The 18,254-nt window shown below is 60.5% G+C and carries 23 protein-coding genes and 1 pseudogene; 23 read left to right on the plus strand and 1 reads right to left on the minus strand.

All coding sequences use genetic code 11. The features are described 5' to 3' along the window. The 6 genes from F7R11_RS26185 to F7R11_RS27455 form a co-directional block, all read left to right on the plus strand. Positions 1–760: ATPase, T2SS/T4P/T4SS family (locus tag F7R11_RS26185; protein WP_170288737.1), on the plus strand; the 760-nt coding region annotated here is incomplete at its 5' end. Then, positions 757–1,797 carry a type II secretion system F family protein gene (locus F7R11_RS26190; RefSeq protein WP_004636268.1) on the plus strand — a complete coding sequence of 347 codons (1,041 nt, stop codon included), beginning with the start codon at positions 757–759 and terminating at the stop codon, positions 1,795–1,797. The genes F7R11_RS26185 and F7R11_RS26190, both read left to right, overlap by 4 nt. 34 nt (positions 1,798–1,831) lie before the next feature. Continuing rightward, entirely contained in the window at positions 1,832–2,332 is a 501-nt protein-coding gene (locus F7R11_RS26195) for a type 4 pilus major pilin (RefSeq protein ID WP_004636266.1), read from the plus strand. A gap of 31 nt (positions 2,333–2,363) precedes the next feature. Next, positions 2,364–2,843, plus strand: a complete 480-nt coding sequence (locus F7R11_RS26200) for a hypothetical protein (RefSeq protein ID WP_004636265.1) — start codon at positions 2,364–2,366, stop codon at positions 2,841–2,843. 11 nt (positions 2,844–2,854) lie between these two features. Further along, the gene (pilV, locus tag F7R11_RS26205) at positions 2,855–4,093 is read left to right on the plus strand and encodes a shufflon system plasmid conjugative transfer pilus tip adhesin PilV (RefSeq protein WP_004636262.1); all 1,239 of its coding nucleotides are present in this window, start codon (positions 2,855–2,857) and stop codon (positions 4,091–4,093) included. Positions 4,094–4,587: 494 nt separating this feature from the next. Then, positions 4,588–4,722, plus strand: a complete 135-nt coding sequence (locus F7R11_RS27455; protein WP_021197836.1) for a hypothetical protein — start codon at positions 4,588–4,590, stop codon at positions 4,720–4,722. 23 nt (positions 4,723–4,745) lie between these two features. Here F7R11_RS27455 and F7R11_RS27130 read toward each other — a convergent pair whose 3' ends face one another. Then, positions 4,746–4,907 (minus strand): hypothetical protein, encoded by a 162-nt coding sequence (locus tag F7R11_RS27130; protein ID WP_004636259.1) that lies wholly within the window; start codon positions 4,905–4,907, stop codon positions 4,746–4,748. 120 nt (positions 4,908–5,027) lie between these two features. Between F7R11_RS27130 and F7R11_RS26215 the strand changes: the two genes are divergently transcribed. From F7R11_RS26215 to F7R11_RS26295, 17 genes and pseudogenes are all read left to right on the plus strand, one after another. After that, entirely contained in the window at positions 5,028–6,053 is a 1,026-nt protein-coding gene (locus F7R11_RS26215) for a CAP domain-containing protein (protein ID WP_012436855.1), read from the plus strand. A 157-nt stretch (positions 6,054–6,210) separates the two neighbouring features. After that, on the plus strand, positions 6,211–6,444 hold the full coding sequence (locus tag F7R11_RS26220) for a hypothetical protein (protein ID WP_004636254.1): 234 nt from the start codon (positions 6,211–6,213) through the stop codon (positions 6,442–6,444). Positions 6,445–6,473: 29 nt separating this feature from the next. Next, a complete protein-coding gene (locus tag F7R11_RS26225; protein WP_004636252.1) occupies positions 6,474–6,686 on the plus strand; it encodes a hypothetical protein in 213 nt (70 codons plus the stop codon). A 36-nt stretch (positions 6,687–6,722) separates the two neighbouring features. After that, positions 6,723–7,076: pseudogene (gene ssb / locus F7R11_RS26230) on the plus strand (single-stranded DNA-binding protein); the annotation flags it as partial. 59 nt (positions 7,077–7,135) lie between these two features. After that, on the plus strand, positions 7,136–7,489 hold the full coding sequence (locus F7R11_RS26235; protein WP_004636248.1) for a hypothetical protein: 354 nt from the start codon (positions 7,136–7,138) through the stop codon (positions 7,487–7,489). After that, positions 7,486–8,037 carry a lytic transglycosylase domain-containing protein gene (locus tag F7R11_RS26240; RefSeq protein ID WP_004636245.1) on the plus strand — a complete coding sequence of 184 codons (552 nt, stop codon included), beginning with the start codon at positions 7,486–7,488 and terminating at the stop codon, positions 8,035–8,037. Before F7R11_RS26235 ends, F7R11_RS26240 begins: the two co-directional genes overlap by 4 nt. After that, positions 8,030–9,061 (plus strand): TadA family conjugal transfer-associated ATPase, encoded by a 1,032-nt coding sequence (locus tag F7R11_RS26245; protein ID WP_004636244.1) that lies wholly within the window; start codon positions 8,030–8,032, stop codon positions 9,059–9,061. The genes F7R11_RS26240 and F7R11_RS26245 overlap by 8 nt, the downstream gene beginning before the upstream one ends. A 17-nt stretch (positions 9,062–9,078) precedes the next feature. Then, the gene (locus F7R11_RS26250) at positions 9,079–9,495 is read left to right on the plus strand and encodes a hypothetical protein (RefSeq protein ID WP_004636242.1); all 417 of its coding nucleotides are present in this window, start codon (positions 9,079–9,081) and stop codon (positions 9,493–9,495) included. A gap of 5 nt (positions 9,496–9,500) precedes the next feature. Next, positions 9,501–9,857 (plus strand): VirB3 family type IV secretion system protein, encoded by a 357-nt coding sequence (locus F7R11_RS26255; RefSeq protein ID WP_004636240.1) that lies wholly within the window; start codon positions 9,501–9,503, stop codon positions 9,855–9,857. Continuing rightward, positions 9,851–12,529, plus strand: coding sequence for a VirB4 family type IV secretion system protein (locus F7R11_RS26260; protein WP_004636239.1), 2,679 nt, complete (start codon positions 9,851–9,853; stop codon positions 12,527–12,529). The genes F7R11_RS26255 and F7R11_RS26260 overlap by 7 nt, the downstream gene beginning before the upstream one ends. Beyond that, the gene (locus F7R11_RS26265) at positions 12,522–13,433 is read left to right on the plus strand and encodes a hypothetical protein (RefSeq protein WP_004636237.1); all 912 of its coding nucleotides are present in this window, start codon (positions 12,522–12,524) and stop codon (positions 13,431–13,433) included. The genes F7R11_RS26260 and F7R11_RS26265 overlap by 8 nt, the downstream gene beginning before the upstream one ends. A 35-nt stretch (positions 13,434–13,468) precedes the next feature. After that, positions 13,469–13,801, plus strand: a complete 333-nt coding sequence (locus tag F7R11_RS26270; protein ID WP_004636235.1) for a hypothetical protein — start codon at positions 13,469–13,471, stop codon at positions 13,799–13,801. A gap of 4 nt (positions 13,802–13,805) precedes the next feature. Beyond that, a complete protein-coding gene (locus F7R11_RS26275; RefSeq protein WP_004636233.1) occupies positions 13,806–14,822 on the plus strand; it encodes a type IV secretion system protein in 1,017 nt (338 codons plus the stop codon). Then, entirely contained in the window at positions 14,822–15,550 is a 729-nt protein-coding gene (locus F7R11_RS26280; RefSeq protein WP_004636231.1) for a VirB8/TrbF family protein, read from the plus strand. Before F7R11_RS26275 ends, F7R11_RS26280 begins: the two co-directional genes overlap by 1 nt. Next, positions 15,547–16,500, plus strand: coding sequence for a TrbG/VirB9 family P-type conjugative transfer protein (locus F7R11_RS26285; protein WP_004636230.1), 954 nt, complete (start codon positions 15,547–15,549; stop codon positions 16,498–16,500). Before F7R11_RS26280 ends, F7R11_RS26285 begins: the two co-directional genes overlap by 4 nt. Next, positions 16,500–17,843 carry a TrbI/VirB10 family protein gene (locus tag F7R11_RS26290; protein ID WP_004636228.1) on the plus strand — a complete coding sequence of 448 codons (1,344 nt, stop codon included), beginning with the start codon at positions 16,500–16,502 and terminating at the stop codon, positions 17,841–17,843. Before F7R11_RS26285 ends, F7R11_RS26290 begins: the two co-directional genes overlap by 1 nt. After that, the gene (locus tag F7R11_RS26295) at positions 17,840–18,250 is read left to right on the plus strand and encodes a TrbG/VirB9 family P-type conjugative transfer protein (protein WP_004636226.1); all 411 of its coding nucleotides are present in this window, start codon (positions 17,840–17,842) and stop codon (positions 18,248–18,250) included. Before F7R11_RS26290 ends, F7R11_RS26295 begins: the two co-directional genes overlap by 4 nt. Positions 18,251–18,254: the final 4 nt, after the last annotated feature.

The following is an 18,254-nucleotide window of genomic DNA, read 5'->3' on the forward strand; positions in this document are numbered from 1 at the left end:
ACGGGCGCGCCTGCTCCCACATGACCGCCTGATCACCATCGAGGACCCCACCGAATACCCGATGAACTGGGCGATCCAGCTCGTCACCGACAGCAAAAGCTTTCCGCAGATGCTGACCAAGACGCTGCGCATGGACCCTGATGTTGTCCTGCTCGGCGAGATCCGCGACGCGGACGCGGGCGAGGCCACCCTGCAGGCCGCCGCAACCGGGCACCAGGTGCCCACCACGCTGCACGTGACCGACCCATTCGAAACGTTCACGCGGTTGATGGGCATGGACCATGTGCGGCTGTCACTGGAAATCATCTGCAACCACAACCTGATTATCGGCCTGATCGCGCAGCGCATCGTGCAGATGCTGTGCCCGCACTGCAGTGTGCCTCTCGATCAGGCCAGCGAACAGTTGCCAGCCTACATGCTGCGAGCCTTGCATACCTGGGGGGACTTGTCCGGCGTGCGCGTGCGCGGCACGGGTTGCCCGCACTGCGACGGCAAGGGCATCGCTGGTGAGCAAGCAGTGGCCGAGGTGGTGGTGACCAGCGAAGCGCTGATGCAGGATTGCATCGAGCACGGCGTGTTGGTAGCGCGTCGTAACCACCGCCGGCGTGCCGGCTCCGATAAGCCGATGATTGCCCACGCGATCGATCTTGTGCTCGCGGGCCGGCTGGACCCTCGAGATGCCCAGCGCCGAGTCGATGCCATTCCGATGCGGGATGAAATCGATCTGCCGCCGGACGAAACGTCGGAGGTGACATCATGAGCGGCCTGTCGTGGACGCTGCGCCGGCGCCTGTATCAACAGGCTTCGTCGCAACTAGATAACGGGATGACGCTTTCGCAGGTGCTTGGGGAGTTCAGCACGCGCTTAGCGCGCCGTGGGCGTAAGCGTGCCGCAGAGGCCGCCGATGAGGTTGCGCGACGGGTGGTGGACGGCGATCCCTTCGTTCTAGCTTTGGGCGACGACCTTTCGGACTTGGAGCGCAGCGTGCTCGACGCCGGCGACCAAGCCGGCCAGTTGCCGGATTCCATGCGCCTGGTGATGGAAGTGCGTGATCTCACCACGCGCCTACGTCAGAAACTGCAGGCGAGTTTCTTCGCGCCCTCCGTCTACCTGGTTAGCTTGTACGCGGTGCTGTTGTTGATTGGTGCCTCGATCGTGCCGCAGTTCCTGGACGTGCTGCCGCTCTCCAAGTGGACCGACTGGGCCTATGCGATGTATCTGATGGGGGATCTCGCCGTCGGCTGGCCGGCACCGATTTGCTTCGGCGGGCTGCTGATCTATGCCGTCTGGTCATGGTGGGCGCTGCCGCGCTGGATTGGACCCGCGCGCGCGTTCTGCGACCGGCGCTTGTTCCCCTTCACGGTCTATCGGGAAATCACTGGCTTCACCTGGTTACTGTCGTTCGTCGCGCTCTTGCGCGCCGGCATCCCGGACACGGTGGCGCTGGACAACCAGATTGCGTCCGCTTCGCCGTGGCTTGCCTCGCGTCTGAAACCTATCCGCAATGGGCTGATTGATGGTCTGAGCCTACCGGAAGCCATGCGGGCTACCGGGTACGGCTTTCCATCCCCGGACTTGATCGATGAGATCGGCGCCTACGCCGGCTTTGACGACTTCACTGACAAGATCGCCGTGGCCGTGCGCCAGTACGCGGAAGTCATCGAGCGGCAACTGCTCGCGCGGGGCATGTTGATGTCGGCGGTCTTCACGGGGTTCATGTTTCTCGCTTTCGTGGTGCTGCAGCTTGGCGCCAACTCGCTTTCATCGATTCTCACGTCCGCGATGGGGCAAATCTGATAGCTCGGGCGTGATTCACTTTTAGAGGTTATTTATGGATCGTCTTCTCGGAAACATCATCGCCATTGTTCTGACGCTCTTGGCGCTCGTCGGACTCGCCTACGCGGGCTACAACGGCTTCCAAAATCACAAGGCGGGCGTGGTAGTCAACGACGTCGCGCAGATGATTACCAATGCCCGTGCAGGGTTCTCACAAAGCAATAACGGCTATGCAAATTTCACCACGGCCAATGTTCCGGCAATGATCAACGGCGGTATGTTCCCGACCGACATGGTGCGTGGCAATACGGTCGTTGATCCATGGGGTAACCCGGTCACGCTTGCTTCGACCAACAACGCCTCGCAAGGCGTGGTCGGCTTCGGTGGCGGCGGCAGCGAGACTGCCTCGCAATGCGTGAAGGTAGCCACCGGCATGAAGGACTATGTATCACTAGACATCAACGGTCAGGTTTTTACACAAGCGAACCTGCCAGATCAGGTCACTGCTGGTGCGGCCTGCAGCGCCACGGCCACGTTTTCCGTGACGTTCCAGTGAGCATGATGTTTCACAAGCTGGAGTCAGCGCCATGGCTTTCTTGATGCTGCCCATTATCACAGTGCTCTTTTTCCTGGGTGTCGGAGTCCAGGCCTGGCAGCTCGCGCAGGCTGTACCCGGCGCGGGCGTGCCGGGCCGCATGGAAGCCGCGGCCAACGTGTCGGCACAACAGGCGCTGGTCTTCGGTGCGGCTTGCGTGGCTACAGCTAGCGCGACGCCGGGCCTGATTAGCGCAAGCATTTCACCAGCACTGCCAGCTGGCGTCTCGACGCCGGCTGGCGCGGTATGCATGGCTGCTGCTCGCGCTGGCGGCGGACGCGACATCTACGGCTATATGCCGGTGGCACCCGGTGCGGCGGGATTCTTGATCCAAAACACCCAGGGCAATGTGGCGTGGTTTCGGGTCAGCAGGCAGGGCACGGCTGTGAACATGGTGACCGGCGTGACCTACGCCGTGCCAACCATGATTCCCGTTGGTGCACTGATTGATTGGGTGCAAACGACTACCTGAGGAATTGATTCATGGACGCCCTATTGGGATACATCGTTGCGCTGGTGCTGTCGATGCTGAGTCTTGCCGGCTTCACGACATGGGCCAAGGTCGGTGTCACCAACGTGCAAACTGCGGCCGTGGCGAGCCAGATGCTCGTCTTCAACAAAGCTGCGCAGCAGTATGTGCAGGACAACGCCGCTACGCTCGTGGCTCAGGCTACAGCTACTACGCCAGTGTCGGTGACCACGGCCACGTTGATCAATTCAACCCCCTCATATCTGCCTGCGGGATTTTCGTCGACCAATGCCTTCGGTCAAACCTGGCTACTACAGGTGCTGCAGCCGTCTGCGAACACGCTGCAATCCCTTGTGACCACACAGGGCGGCCGGGCGGTCACCGACGTCAAGCAGCTGGTGCAGATCGCGGCGCAGGCTGGAGCGCAAGGTGGTTTCGTGCCTTACACCGGGCAATTGGGCGACGCAACCATGACACCTAACAATGCCTATGGCGCGTTCGGCGGCTGGCGTGTGTCGCTCACCGGTTACACGAACCCTGGAAGCGGCCACCTGGCTTCGCTGTTGGCGTTTGGCGGCGCACAGGTCAACAACAACTATCTGTACCGGGTACAGGTTCCTGGACACCCGGAACTCAACCAGATGCAGACAGCGCTCGACATGACGGGCAACGACATCAACAACATCGGCAATGCGAACGCCACACAGGCGCATCTGACCGGTACTGGCGCCCCAAACACGGCATGCGCAAGCGCCGGTGCTATTCGCACCAGCACGACGGGAACCGGCCTAGTGATCTGCAGCGCCAGCACCGGCGTCTGGGAGCCGATTGGCACCGCAGTAGCTAACGTCACCAATGGCATGCCCTGCAACAACAACGGTCAGATCGCCACAGATGCAACCAATGCCGGTTACATCTGTAAAAACAATCAATATGTGGCGATCAACAATGCGATGGGCAGATTCGCGATCAATCGCCAGTTCACAAATGTTACTGACGGTATGACCTTCGCCAAAGATAGTTGTCCCGGCGGCACGCCTTGGGCCATGTATACGCCGGGGACATTCCTTGTGAACGATACCGGCTATGTGAATCCGCCAATTGAAGGAAACCTTTTCACCGCTATCGACCAAGGCGCGGTCTGGTATGCGCAGGCATCGGCCCGCTCGTCGTCGACCTGGTACAGCGGGAACGACACCGGAAATCTTGGTGGCCAGCTCGTGGGTACGCTGACAACGGGCTGTCAGTATTGACCGAACGTGTGAGGAGAAGAGAAATGTGCAAGAAGCAAGTGGCCTTGACGGTGTTGTCCTGCGCTGCGATCTGCGCCGCGTTATTCGGTGAGGCTCAAGCGCAGCTGGTTAAATTGCCAGCCGTACCGTTCACAGTCGCGGATTGTCATCCGGGCGATCATTGGGGATCGTCGCCAAGTCATGGCGGCTTGCTGCGATGTCTGACAAACAATCCGCCGCCCGCGCCTACGTGCCCGGCGGGCAGCACCCAAACATCAGCTCCTGTGTGGAACGGGGAGGCATGGAGCCAGCCGGTGTGCGCGGTAATTCCGCCGCCTGCTCCACCGTCACCGCCGCCAGGTCACGTGGTTGTGGCAACGGCCACCACCAACAGCTGCGGAACCCTTGGGGCCTTCAATACATATGCTGACGGGACGTATGACGCAAGCAATCCCGATTGGAGCCAGTCTTTCTCTGGTACTTGGGATCAGATGTTCAGCAATGGAGCGGCATATATGAACCAGAACTACGCTCGTTACTATCAGCCGATGTACATCCCCCAGCCTTCGGACCCGAATACCGCGACCCAATACTTGTCGCGTGTCTTCTTTGTCAACAACCCGTGGGCATGTGGTGGTGGCGTGGGCTAAGTTAACCAGACCCGCCAGTTACCTCATTTCTTCGCCTTGGCCCGCGCCTGAAGAATTTCCAAGATGAGGCGTGGGACCGAAACAGTCTCGCCACGCTTCACAGATTCCTGTGAAGCTTCGCGCAGCAAGTCCTGGTGGAGTTTCTGCGGTAGGCGAACCAATACCCCTTTTTTGTCTTCAGTCATGATTGTCCTGATCAAATTTGAGAGCGAATATATTTCGCTGATAGCAAGATAGCATGCTACGATGATATCATGAACACCCAGAGAGGTCGCCTCTCGCCAAAGCTCAACTGGAGAAGAAGAATGCGAAACACCAGCCAAACAATCTGCATCACCAAGTCGCTTGCCGCGCTCTCCCTCGTTGCCGCACTCGCAGCGTGCGGTGGTGGCGGTGGAGACAGTAGCACTTCCTCGTCGACAAGCGGATCTTCAAGTTCGTCAGGAGGATCGCCGTCGCAAACCGTAACTGGCACGCTATCAACGCCTCAATACACGAGCGGCAGCGCGCAAATCACGGCCTTCAATCTGCTCAATCAATACCGTGCCCAGTGCGGCATTCCCGCGCTGCAGGAGAACACCGTACTGGATCAGGCAGCACAGAGCCATGCAAAGTACATGGGCCTCAACAGCGCCATATCGGATAGCGAAACATCGGGAAGCGCAGGATTTACCGGTGCGTCTTATCAAGATCGAGCGGTGGCCGCAGGATTGCCGACTTCCACGTTTAGCACAGGTGTGAGCGGAGGTGCTTCGATCACAACTAACGGCTTTACGGCTGCTCAAGCAGGGCAGATGTTTGTCAATTCCCTGCTGGCGGGGGTGTACCACGCCGCAATCGTTGCTTACCCTTCCAATACGATGGGGATTGGGGAATACGAAACGCAATCTACCAGCAGTGGTCTGGCTTGGACGAATGCGTGGGAAAGCATCAGCGTGCTGGTCAGCCAGTCTTCGATTTTTAGCAACACGCCGCTTACGTTCCCCTGCCAAGGGGTTACCGGTGTGCCGTATAAATCGACAAGCGAGAGCCCCACTCCGCCGAACGTCTCGAACTCGGGCTGGGGCACGCCGGTTGTCGTGATGGGCAACACGTCCGACACGATCATCCTGCAGAACGCATCCATGACTGGCCCGTCAGGCAGCGTTGCACTTCAGATCCTGAATTCGACAACTGACCCGAACAAAGCTCTTGGTGCATATCAGGCCGTCGCCTACCCGACGTCGCCGCTGCTGCCGAATACGCAGTATTCGGTCACTCTGACCGGCACCGTCAACGGCACGGCGTTCTCGCGTAACTTTACGTTCACGACCGGCAATGTCGTGGGTTAAAGCGCAAACGTCTTCCTGAAAAGAACCCTTCTGCTCAACAGATCACGCCCATGAAAAACGGCCCATAGTCATCTGAACGAATCGCTCGCCAAGGTGTTTGCACCACCGAAGCGCGCGTTACCGCAAAAGCCCCAGTTTCCCAACAGAGGAATGAACCATGGCACTCGCCTTTTCAGCCAAAGCGGGCGCGAATATTCGCGCCGCCTTCCATCATCTCCGTATGCGCGTGCAACGTTGCGCGCTGCGGCTGTCACAGCCTCACGCCAACGTGCGCGCGCTCACGAGCAGTGGCGTTGCCATTCCAGCCTCGCGCGGTGTCGTGTCTCGGGCGATTTTCTGTCTGCCCTCTCTGCCTGCGAGCCAGCTTACCCAGCGGATTTGCCGTTTCTGACTGTCCGTGATTTTCCGGGAGAAGTTGGCATGCACCTGACTGTTCTTGAACGGCAGGCGCTCGCAGATGCCGCAGCTGAGGGCTTCGACGAAATCGAAGCAACGCTGCAGCGCCTGCAGATCGTCAATGCCGCGGCATTTCATACGCTGAGCACCTTGGCGACGCGCGTGTTCTTCGACCAGCCTGTTCGCAACGAACCGTGCCTGGCGTATGTACGCGCGCACCAGCCCAAAGGCGATTGATTCCCAACCCGCACTAGCACCAGGAGGACCTACAGCATGGCATCCGTCAACAAAGTCATCATCGTCGGCAATCTCGGCGCCGATCCCGAAACGCGCTACATGCCCAGCGGTGATGCCGTTACCAACATCCGCGTGGCGACCACCGACCGCTACAAGGACAAGGCCAGCGGCGAGATGAAGGAAACCACCGAGTGGCACCGCATCGCCTTCTTCGGTCGACTGGCCGAGATCGCCGGCGAATACCTGAAGAAGGGCTCGCAGGTCTACATCGAAGGCCGCCTCAAGACTCGCCAGTGGGAGAAGGACGGCCAGAAGCAATACAGCACCGAAATCGTCGCCGACCAAATGCAGATGCTTGGCAAGGCGCCCGGCGATCGTGGCACGGCAGGCGCTAACGATTTCGAGAGCGACGACGAGATTCCGCTGTGATTCATCCCCGGAGCCCGTCGATGAACTCGCGCGCCATCTTTCCTGACAGTCTCGCCCAGTTCTGTGCGGCCCGCGCCGGAGAGAAATACCGGCCGCACAACGGCGTCGAAGGAGAGCTTTTCATCGACGCCTGGTGCCGCAACTGCGTGCGAGCTACGCACGCCGGGATGGAACCTCTCGAATTTGATGCGAGCGCCTGCCTCATCGTCGGGGCCACCTTTGCATACACCATCGAGGACGCGCAGTACCCCAAGGAATGGCAGTACGCCCAGGACGGGCAGCCCTGCTGCACGGCATTTGTCCGCGTCGGCGAAGCCATTCCCGCGCATCGCTGTGAGCGGACCCGTGACCTTTTCGATCGGGATGCGTCATGAAGGGCTCTGCATTCCTGCTCGTCATGGCGCTATTGCCGGCGCTGGCCTTTGCCGACTGTATTGACGAAGCCGCCAGGTTCCACCAGGTCGATGCGCGCTTGGTGCGCGCCATCGCCCAGGTGGAGTCGCGGATGCACGCGGACGCCGTTGGCGCCAACAGCGATGGCAGTACCGACATCGGTCTCATGCAGATCAACTCAAGCTGGCTACCCAGCCTGGCGCGCTATGGCATCACCCGAGCGCATCTGTTTGATGCTTGTGTCAACGCCTACGTAGGAAGTTGGATTCTGTCTCGCAATATCCAGCAGCTCGGCCTCACGTGGGATGCCGTCGGGGCCTACAACGCCAAGAGCCCGGCAAAGCGTCTCGCCTACGCGCAAAAGGTCTATCAGGCGTTGGCGACGGCCAGCTCTACGCCGAGCCGCGCAATTGCCAACCCAGTAGCCTCAGTACGGCCTGTGGAGGCGCCGCGTGCTGCTGCGCGCCGCCGGCAGACGAACACGTCATCGGACATCACCATCGTCTCCTGGGAGCCACCCAATGAATGACCAGCAGACACGTGGTTTCGCGTTCGAGGTCCTCCATGACTACCTGCGTGATCTGCAGGAAATGATGGCAGACCCGGAAACCAACGAAATCATGATCAACCGCCACGATGTCGTGTACCGCGAGCGGCGCGGTGTGATGGAGCGCATCGAAGGGCTGGCGATCGCGCCTGCCGCGCTCGATACCGCCATCACGGTTCTGACCAATATCAACGACAAGGATCAGGCGCCGCTGCTCGATGCGCGCCTGCCAGGCCTGCGCATCGCAGCCGCCCGATTCCCCGTGTCAATCCACGGCGACATGATGTCGATCCGCAAGCACTCCGTGCGGCGCATCGCCTTGGATGATTACGTGCGCAACGGTGCTTTCGCCGTGTTGCCCGCCTCGCAGAACCGCTTCATCGGCCGGCAGGATCGGACTGTTCTCGACCACGCCGCTGAAGGCGGCGAGGCGTTGATGCGCTGCCTGCAATGGATCATGCGCCAGCGCTACAACATTGTGTTCTCCGGCGGCACCTCATCCGGCAAGACCACCCTGCTCAATGCGTTGCTCGAAGCGATTCCGGAATCCGATCGCATTGTCACCATCGAGGACACCGCCGAACTGAAGATCGCTTTGCCCAACTTCGTGTCGTTCGAAGCGAACCAGAACATCACGATTCGCAATCTCATTAAGTTCGCACTGCGCATTCGGCCCGACCGCATCTTTGTGGGCGAGGTCCGGGGCGCCGAGGCCTTCGACCTGGTGGAAGCACTGAACACCGGGCATGACGGCTCGATTTGCACACTGCACGCCACGAGCGCGGATGAAGCGCCCTACAAGTTGGAGTCGTACATCCGCATGAGCGAGGAAGGCCGCCTGATCGCCACCGAGGATCTGCGCAAAAAGATCGCCTCGACCTTCCGCTTCTTCTTGCATGCCGATCGACAAGGTGATGGCACGCGCGGGCCTGTTGAGCTCCGCGAAGTGCTGGGCGTTGAGGACGGCCGCTACAAGACACGCCTTTTGTTTTCCCGTTTCGCCTAATCAACCAGGAGTCTGTAATGAACGTTCTGTCCCAACTGCACCGCATCACCAACCTCGTCACGCAGGGCTATCTCACCACGCACTCGCGCCTTGCGGACACGAAGCAAGCGATTCACGCGCAGGTGGATCGTCACCGCAGCTTGATCCGCAGCGTGCTGTTGGCGCTCTGGATCGAAGCCATCCCCGGCCTCGCGCGTGCTGGCATCTGGAACGGGGGCCTGTGCAACATCTACCAGCAGGTGCTTGACAACGAACTGATCATGATCGTGTCCCTCGCTGCATTTGCCGGGGCGTTCATCTTGTGGCTGCTCGATGACGGCCACAGCAAGATCAAGCAGAACATCCTGCGCGGGTTCGTCGGCACCATGGCGCTGATCAACATGCCGGTGCTGTGGTCGCAGCTCTTTAACAAGGGCGTGGCCTGCACCGCCTGACGATCATGACTACCGCGATCGAAGCCGGCACGCCGGCGGCGGATACGCCCGCCGACTCCCTGTCCGTGCCCATCCGCAAGACCATGCTCGAAAAGTTCCTGATGGGGGGCATTGACAGGAAGCTCTGCGCCGGCGAGCTCGCCATCCTCATATTCACCGCCGTAGGCCTGCGCAATCCGTGGGTCCTGCTGGCGCTTCCGCCGACGCATCTGATCCTGTGGCTCGCGACGAAACGCGATCCTGACCAATTCAACTGCTATTTGCGCTACAGCAAACAGGGCGACTTCTACGAGCCGCGGCCGATGCTTCGCCAGACACGTAATGCTCGCCCCAAGGGCTTCGCGCGAGGTGAACTGTGCTGAACAACCCTACGCTCTCGCCGTTCGACCGAGAATCGCTTACACAGATCGAGGAACGCCTAGCAGGCCGGAGGCGATCGACCGCTGAGCTCGTGCCGTGGCTATTCAAGTACAGCGATTTCATGATCGCCAACAAGGATTCAGCCTTGATGGTGTCCTTTGAATTCACGGCACCTGATTCCAACAGCATTTCCATGACGGTGATGCGTGAACTTTACGAGCACGTCGCCGCCAGCCTGGGCAACCTGTCGCGCTATCCTATCTCGCTCTGGTGGACGGTCCATCGGCGCTTGGATTCGCGCTATGTCACCCTGCCCATGCCGGACAAGGTTGCGCAGATGGTCGACGACGATCGGCACGCGAATTTCTTGGCCGAAGGCAACTACGTCAACCGGCATTTCGTCACGTTCTCGCTTCTTCCCCAGGTCGGGCTCGACGCATTCGCCTCGCGCGTCATGCATGGCGTTACGCATGACGACCTGTCGATCCCGAGCGCGCTCTGGGAGGCCGTGCGTGCCACGTTTTCCGACCAGTACCAGTTCGCCTACACGCAGTCCGAACTGGAGGCTGCTGTTGAAACCTTTGAATCTATCCTGCACGGCTTCGCTGCAGACAACCCGCACATCAAAATGCGGCGTCTGGCCGGCAAGCGCCTCGGCGGATTTATGCACGCGGTCTGCTCCCCGCCAAGCGATCACATCACTGAACTGGACATCCCGGAAACGCCGGCACTCGACCAGGCGATGTGCGACACGGAAATTACGCCGGGCCACGACTACCTGCACTTCTACTCGAACGGGCGCCAGCGATACGGCATTGCAACGGGGATTCCGGGGAAGCGGGACTACTGGCCAAGCAATGCGTCGCCAAAGACTCTGGACGACCTCCTGAAGATCAAGGGTGAGCTCACCATCAGCCATTGCTTCCGTGTGTCGTCACCCAGCGCAGCAAAGCGTTTCATCGACAGTATCCGCAAGTACCACGAAGGCCAGCGCTTCGATGTGCGCCAGCTGCTCGCGGCGACCCTGCGCGGGACTGATATGGACGCCAAGCCAGGGCGCCAGAACAAAACGCGCCTGAAGGCCGCCGAAGAGGCGAACACACGCGCCGGCAAGGTCGAAATGCTTGAGGAGATCTACGGCTTCTACAACTTCACCGTCATTGCGTACTCGCCCGTGTTCGAGGAAACGCCGGCCTCGAAGGGTCTTGCCGGCGAGCAGGCCTACAAGAAAGCCGTGGCGACACACAACGCCGTGGAAGACGTTCTGCGCGCAGCCCAGTTCATACCGGTGCGCGAGACTCTGCACGCCATGTCGGCGTTTGCGACCACCATTCCGGGTATGTGGCGCGAGTGCGCGCGCTGGGCGTTTCTCGACACCGAAGCCGTTTCCCGCTTGCTGCCGCTGCGCGGCGTCTCGCGCGGCTCAATGTTCAATGCGCATCTGTCCAAGCAGATGCGCACACGGATTCCGGCGCTGGCGGCGTTTACCACCGAATACGGTACGCCTTTCTGGTTTACCGCCTACCTGATGGACCTTGGCCACATGCTCATCTGTGGCCGCTCGGGCTTCGGCAAGACCATCTTCATGTTGCTGTGCGCGACACTGTTCCGGAAATATCCGAACGCGCGGCTGATCGGCTTCGACATGAATTTGTCGATGCGCATTCCGACTGTCCTGCAGGGTGGGCGCTATCTGCAATTTGCGGCCGATGCCAACACCGTGGCCGAAGAGGAGCGGGCAACCTGCAATCCCTATGTCCTGCTGGGTCATCTCCGCCATCTCAAGTTCCTAGTCGACTGGACCGTGCTGCTGGCCAGCCAGCGAGGCTATCGGCCCACCACGGACGATCGAAAAGCCATCGAGAAGGCGATACGCGCAGCTGCTACGCGCGACCCTCAATTCTGGCGTCTGCGGTTCGTGCACGCCTCCCTGCCCAATGGCCCGCTGAAAAACGAGCTTGACCAGTGGGTGGGCGAGGCGGTCGACGCGCTCTACTTCGATAACGAACAAGACGGTTTCGACGACACGCAGTGGACCTCGATTGCAACGGACAAGATCCTCAAGGATCACGCCGTTGCGCGCCCGTTCCTCTCCTACGCGACCTACCGTATTCAGGACGAAATCGAGCAACGCCGGTTGCGCGGGGTCATCGCGCCAACCGTCGTCATGCTCCCGGAAATCTGGTCGCTGCTCGATGACAACCAGTTCGCCAAGCAGATCGGTGAATGGATCGTGACCATGCGCAAGCTGCTCGGTTGCGTTTGGATGGACGCACAGACCCCCGAACAAGTCGCCAACTCACCGATTTGGCCCGCCATCCGCGACAACGTTCTGATCCGCGTCTTCGTGCCCGTCAAGGATTTCAAGCCGGATACCAAGAAGGCCTACGAGGAAAAGTTTGGTCTCACGCAGACCCAGCAGGACGCGATCAAGAAGCTCAAGGCCAAGCGCGACTACTTCATTACCGAGGACGGCGGGATCTCCCGCAGCGTCTCAGTTCCCCTGCCTCCGCGCACGGAGGCCATCCTGCGCTCCGAACTGCAGGCGCAGATCCTCTTCGATCGGCATATGCGTTCCGGTGAGCCGGACTGGAAGGAGCGCTACATCGAGGAGGCCACTGCACAGATCGAAGCCGACAAACTCAACCTAGACGATGAGGACCGCCATGCATAAGACCTTCATTCGCAATGACATCGAGGTGCGCGTATTTGCTGCCCCCAAGGCACTCGAACCCGAAACCCGGAAGCAGTACGAAGAACTCAGCTTGACCTCCGCTGAGGTGAATGCAGTCAAGGCCTCGCGTATTGCCCGCACGGCGAAGCGCGCGGCCGCAGCGCTCGCGCTCTGCACGTCAGCTTCGGCATTCGCCGGCAGCGTGGCTGGCTTCGGCGGCGCGACCGAGATTACGCAGTTGCTCAACAACGCCGAACTGGTGTCCTCGGTTGCCCAGCAAGCCCAGATGGTCGAGCAGAACATCCAGGCGCAAATCACCCGGCTGCAAAACCTCGCCCAGGTGCCGGGCGAGCTCATCAACGAGACCATCGCGCCCTACACCCAGCAGCTCGACAACTTCCGGTCCCTCTACTCGGCCGTGACGGACCTGCAACAAGCGGCCCAGTCCACCAGCCAGTTGTTCAGCAATGCCATGTCGGACATGAGCTCGGCCAACTTGAAGCCGTCGCAGTGGCTGTCGGCGCTGTCGTCACTCGCGAAATCGCAAGGCGGCGTGTACCGGGCACAACTCAACCAGGACTTGAATGCCATCAGCTCGCTGGCCAAACGTGCTCAGAACCTGCAAAGCATCCAATCCAAGATCCCAGGCGTCACCGGCAACGTTCAGGGGCTGCAGATGCTGAATCAGCAAACCAACGTCCTGGCCGGCGAAATGATCGATCTGCATGCCCTCATGCAGCGACAAGTCGCCATGCAGATGCAAGACAAGGCGGACCAGTCGCAGAACCGCGACAACGTGGCACAGCTGCTCAAAGCTCGCTCGGCACAGGCTGCGGACATCAATACGAAGGAACAAACCATGATCCAGAACGCCCCGGCATTCCAACTGCCGCGCGATCAATAACCCCTTCTGACTCTCATAAAGAACACGACTTCACCATGCTGATACGGTGGCTCATCCTCCAACTCTGTCGATCACGTGCCGAATTGCGGTGCGTGATCCGCGTCGTGCGCGCGTACCTGGCAGCGCAGCACGCGACCGCCCAGGAGCGGACGCCACCGTTGCGTTTCTCCAATCTGTTTCAACGTGGCGCGCTGCAGCCTCGCCACCGCGTCAAGGACGCGCGTGTGCGCCGCTCAGCGCGCCTGTCGATGGTCTACGCCATTCTCGTTGTGCAAGCGGAATCGCCTCAGCTCCTGGCCGCCGCCATCGTCGCCGTGCCGGCCGCGCTGGTGATGGGAACCCTGTACGCAACCGGAGTCCTGGATTAACGCTATGGATGACATCCTCAGCACAATCAACCAACTGTTCGCCGCCGTACAAAGTGCGGGCTCATCTCTCGAAAACCTCTTTGTTTCTGACGGCATCGACTTGCTTGCGGCGCTTGGATTGATCGTCGCGACCTGGCACACCTTGCTGTGGCTGCTCGATGGTGATTTTCCGAACTACTTCTCGATGATGTTGCGCCACGTCGTCAAGGTCGCGGTACTCCTCCTGATCCTCACCACCTGGTCAGGCACGGTGCACAGCTACTTCGTGAGCAACATGCAAACCATGGCCGATCGCGTCGCCGGTGGCAGTGCCGACTCGAATACGCTCGCCAACACCCTGGTCGGCGCCATCCAGACGGTCATGTCCGGCACGCGCACCCAATCGCACACAGTCTGTACCGATGTCCCGGATTACACGCTGGACGGCGGCATTCCTACTGGCACCAGCCACCAGGATTGTCATGACGTCAACGACAACGCATTGGACAACACCAGTTTCTGGACAGCCTTCAAAACGTTGCCAGTTGTGCTGCTCACGCTTCTCGCAAAGGCCATCGCTCTGATCGCCATGGTGCTCTGCGTGCTGATCTTCGTTGTGGTCGTGCAAATGGGCTCGATCCTGCTTCACATCGCCTTTTGCCTTGGTCCCATTCTTGTGCCCTGGTTCGTCTTCCCGCCAACGGAATTTCTCTTCGAGAACTGGTTGAGAGCCGTCATTGGCGCAGGCCTCTACAAGGTCATCGCCTGGATCATGATGGGCCTCGTCATGAAGGGCGTTGTGCCTGGCTTCAATGCCTTGCTGCAGAAGGTCGCCGCGACCAACGGCGTCGGCAGCGAGATCTACTACAACACGGCCTATCTGGCCCTGATCGCCCTCGCCCTCGTCGCCTCGATCGGCGCGTTCTTGATGTGGCAGGTCCCGGCAATCGCCAGCACGTACGCCGGCGGCGGCGGAGCTTCGCTCAAGGGCTTTGGCAAAGGCGCTATTTCGAAGATGGCACAAGGTAACGGAGCATCCTGATGAAATTTTCCTCCTCCAGATCCACCCCTGAAATGCAAATTACTCCGCCGCCCGGAACTGGCCAGGGCGTCCGTGGATGGTTTGCTGCGTTTCAGAAACCAATTCTCGACAAGCACCTGGCAACGAAAGTCGCCATTGTGTTCGCGGCTATCTCCATCGGGCAGACCGTCGCGATCGTCCGAATTAGCGATAACTCTGGCCCGAAGCCCTATTTCGTCGAACGCGACAAGCAAAGCGGTGCCGTCTACTACAGCGAGAAATACGCCGAGGCGTTCACCCCGACCGCCGACAACAACGCCTATTTCCTGCGCAAGTGGGCTACCCGCGTATTCACGATCAACCTGGATGCGCAAGACACCCTGAAGCGACAGATCCCGCTTGCACGCACGTGGACCTCCGGTGCCGCAACCAAGGAGCTCGACACCTACATCACTGAAACCGATCCGGTGGCCCAGCGCGTCGTCAACACGCCCGGGCTGACCCGTCAGTTCGAAGACAACTCCATATCGTTCTCGGCCGACGGCAACATCGCCTACATGATCGTCACTCTGACCGAGAGCATTGCCGGCGTTCGCCAGACGCCCAAGCAGAAGCTGCTCACCATCAACTTCCTCACCGCGCCGCAACAACTCAAGCCGGAAGACAGGAAGGACAACCCGATCGGCATGCGCATCACGGGCCTGTCCATTACTCCGTACACCGGCATTACCCCAGGATCGACGAAATGAAGACGCTACCTCGCGCCATTCTCATCATTGCTGCGATGGCAACGCATGCCGCATCGGTCTATGCCGATGTCCCTGCAGCCGCTCCTCGCCCCCAGGGCGAGTTCGGCCGCATGTCGAAGGTTGCGCCGGCAGCTCGCGCGGCGTCGCCCTGCGCCAAGTCTTCTGCTTTCGGCCCCTTTGCTGAGCAGCAAGACCCGACGCTTGCGACCTACGCCTACGACGCGGATTACACATATCCGATTCCGATGCGGCCCAATCAGCAGACGCACCTGGTGCTGGGTGACGACGAGACGTTGGTGTCGTTCACGCTCGGCGACCGAAACAAGAAGCTCTGGCCAACGATGCCATCGGTCACCAAGCGCGACCTCTTCATCGTGCCGGCTGCAGCTGGACAGCGCGCGGCCGCGACGATCATCACGTCGAAACGACGCTACGAGCTTCAACTGTGCTCGGGTGACGACGGCCCGGCATATCAACGTGTGAGTTGGCAATACACAGACACGTTGGCCGATGGTGTCGGCGCGAGCCCGACGGCATTCGGTTTCGAGATGGCGGCTACGCCTGGTGTACCAGGTCGCCCAGAAGCGGGAGGCTCGAAAACGGGGAGCCCGCGCATCGACGCGACGCGCATGAACACGAACTACCGCATCGAGGGCAACGCCGAGTTCAAGCCGGTGATGGTGTTCGACGATGGCCGCATGACGTATTACCAACTGCCGCACGACGCCAAGCTGTCGGCCGTGTTCATCCTGGACAAGGATGGCCAGGGTGAAATGGCGCGCGTGATTCCGCTCGGCAACGACATGTACCAGATCCAGGAGGTTGTCACGTACGGCGCGCTGCTCAAGCGAGGCAAGGACGAGGTGCGGATCTTCAATGGCAAGGGGTCAGGCTGTGGTTTCTTCAGCTGCGATACTAAGCCTGTGAAGAACATCGATGGGGGCGCTTGATGGCCACGCCTGACCGCAATGCGGCCCCCATGACCAATGAGCCTGCCCCGCGCGTTCGCGTGCGGCGGGGGCTGGCCAAGACGATCTCCATTTTCTTCGGTGCCACGATTCTGTCGATCGTGTTCGTGCGCTATTTCACGCACCCGCGTGAAACAGCTGACCAACGGGCACGGCGCGAGCAGCTCGAACAATTGGCGAAGGAACAGCCGGCTTCGGGAGATGCGCTTGCTCAGAAGCTGGAGAATCAATTCACGCGAGCCCAGACCGAGCATCCGGCACCCGTGGCGCCGGCGGCGCCGAAGACGCCGCCATCCGGCCCGGTGCCGAACGGCATGGTAGGCGGCGCGTCTTCGCCGGCCGGCCTTCCTGGGGGAGCGCCTGGTTTCCAGGAAGGGCTGACCCCGGAGCAGCGACTGGCCCTGCAGCGAGCCTCCCAGGAAAATGACGCGATGGCGGTAGTGTCCTATGGCGATCGCGAGCAAGGCGCGGCAGCCAGTGCCGGCACCAATCCGATCTCCGATTACATCGCGGCGCTGCAGCGTCAACACGCCGACAAACGTACCGCGCCTGGTGAAGCTGGGACACCTGCCATTCAAGCGCAGCTTGCCGCGCTTGCGGCGGCCAACAGCCAGAGCCAGAACACGCCCGGTTCCGCAACGAACGCGCGTCACGTCGCGTGGCAAGGACAGCAGACGAACCAAGGCCAGAGTGCAACGTTGACCCCGCAAGCCGCCGAATCGCCATTCATGGTTATGCCGGGCACGCCCATCCCGGTTGTGCTCAACCAAGGCGTCAACAGCGACATGCCCGGGCAGTACAGCGCGACCGTCGACCGGGACATCTACGACAGCATCAGTGGCTCATGCCGATTGATCGCAAAAGGCACTCGGATCGTCGGGGCGAGCAATAGCGATGTAGCGATCGGGCAGGAGCGTATGCAGATGGGCGCCGCGCTCATGATCTTCCGTAACGGCGCATCGATGGTGCTCGATGGGTTGAACGGAGCCGATCCGAACGGTGAAGCCGGCGTGTCGGCCGACGTCAACAATCACTTCTTCAAGATTTTTGGCTCCACGTTCCTGATCGCTGGCATCGCCCAATACATCGGCCGCAATCAAAGCCAGCCAACCGGCACCACGCTCAACATCAATGGCGGCGGCGGTGCCACCGGCTTGACCTCTGCTGCCGGCCAGGCGGTCTCGCAGACCACGCAGACCATCCTGCAGCGCAACTCCAACATCCAGCCGACATTGCGGCTCGATCCTGGCCAAAAGCTCGTTTTCATCACGAAAGCGCCGATCCGAATTCCACCTAACACCGTTGCTGGAGAGTGCTACCAATGAAATCCTTCGTTCGCTTCATTTGCGCGCTGATGCTCGCCGCCGCTCTGCCCGCCAGCGCATTCGCGGCTCCGAATGCGTACAACTTCGGCTGGACCACCAGCGGCGCCGACATGGTGAAACCGTTCCAAGTCTTCGACGATGGCCAGTACATCTACGTCCAATTCGATGATCCGGCGCACGTGCCCGCCATCCTCACTGAGACGCCCAACGGCACCGCACTTCTCAGCTGGCGCCGCAGCTATCCATACATCGTCATCAGCTATCAGGCCAATGTGCTGATCTTCCGCGCGGGCAACCAGGAAGCTCGGGCAACGAGGTGGTACGTGGATGGTGTGCCACAGGTGGTGTTGCGCGGCGCTGCCGCGCCGGTCAAGACCACGGGCGCAGCGGCGTCACAAGACCAGTAAGCCA

The sequence above is a fragment of the Ralstonia insidiosa genome (assembly GCF_008801405.1).
In the GTDB taxonomy this organism is placed as follows: Bacteria; Pseudomonadota; Gammaproteobacteria; order Burkholderiales; family Burkholderiaceae; genus Ralstonia; species Ralstonia insidiosa.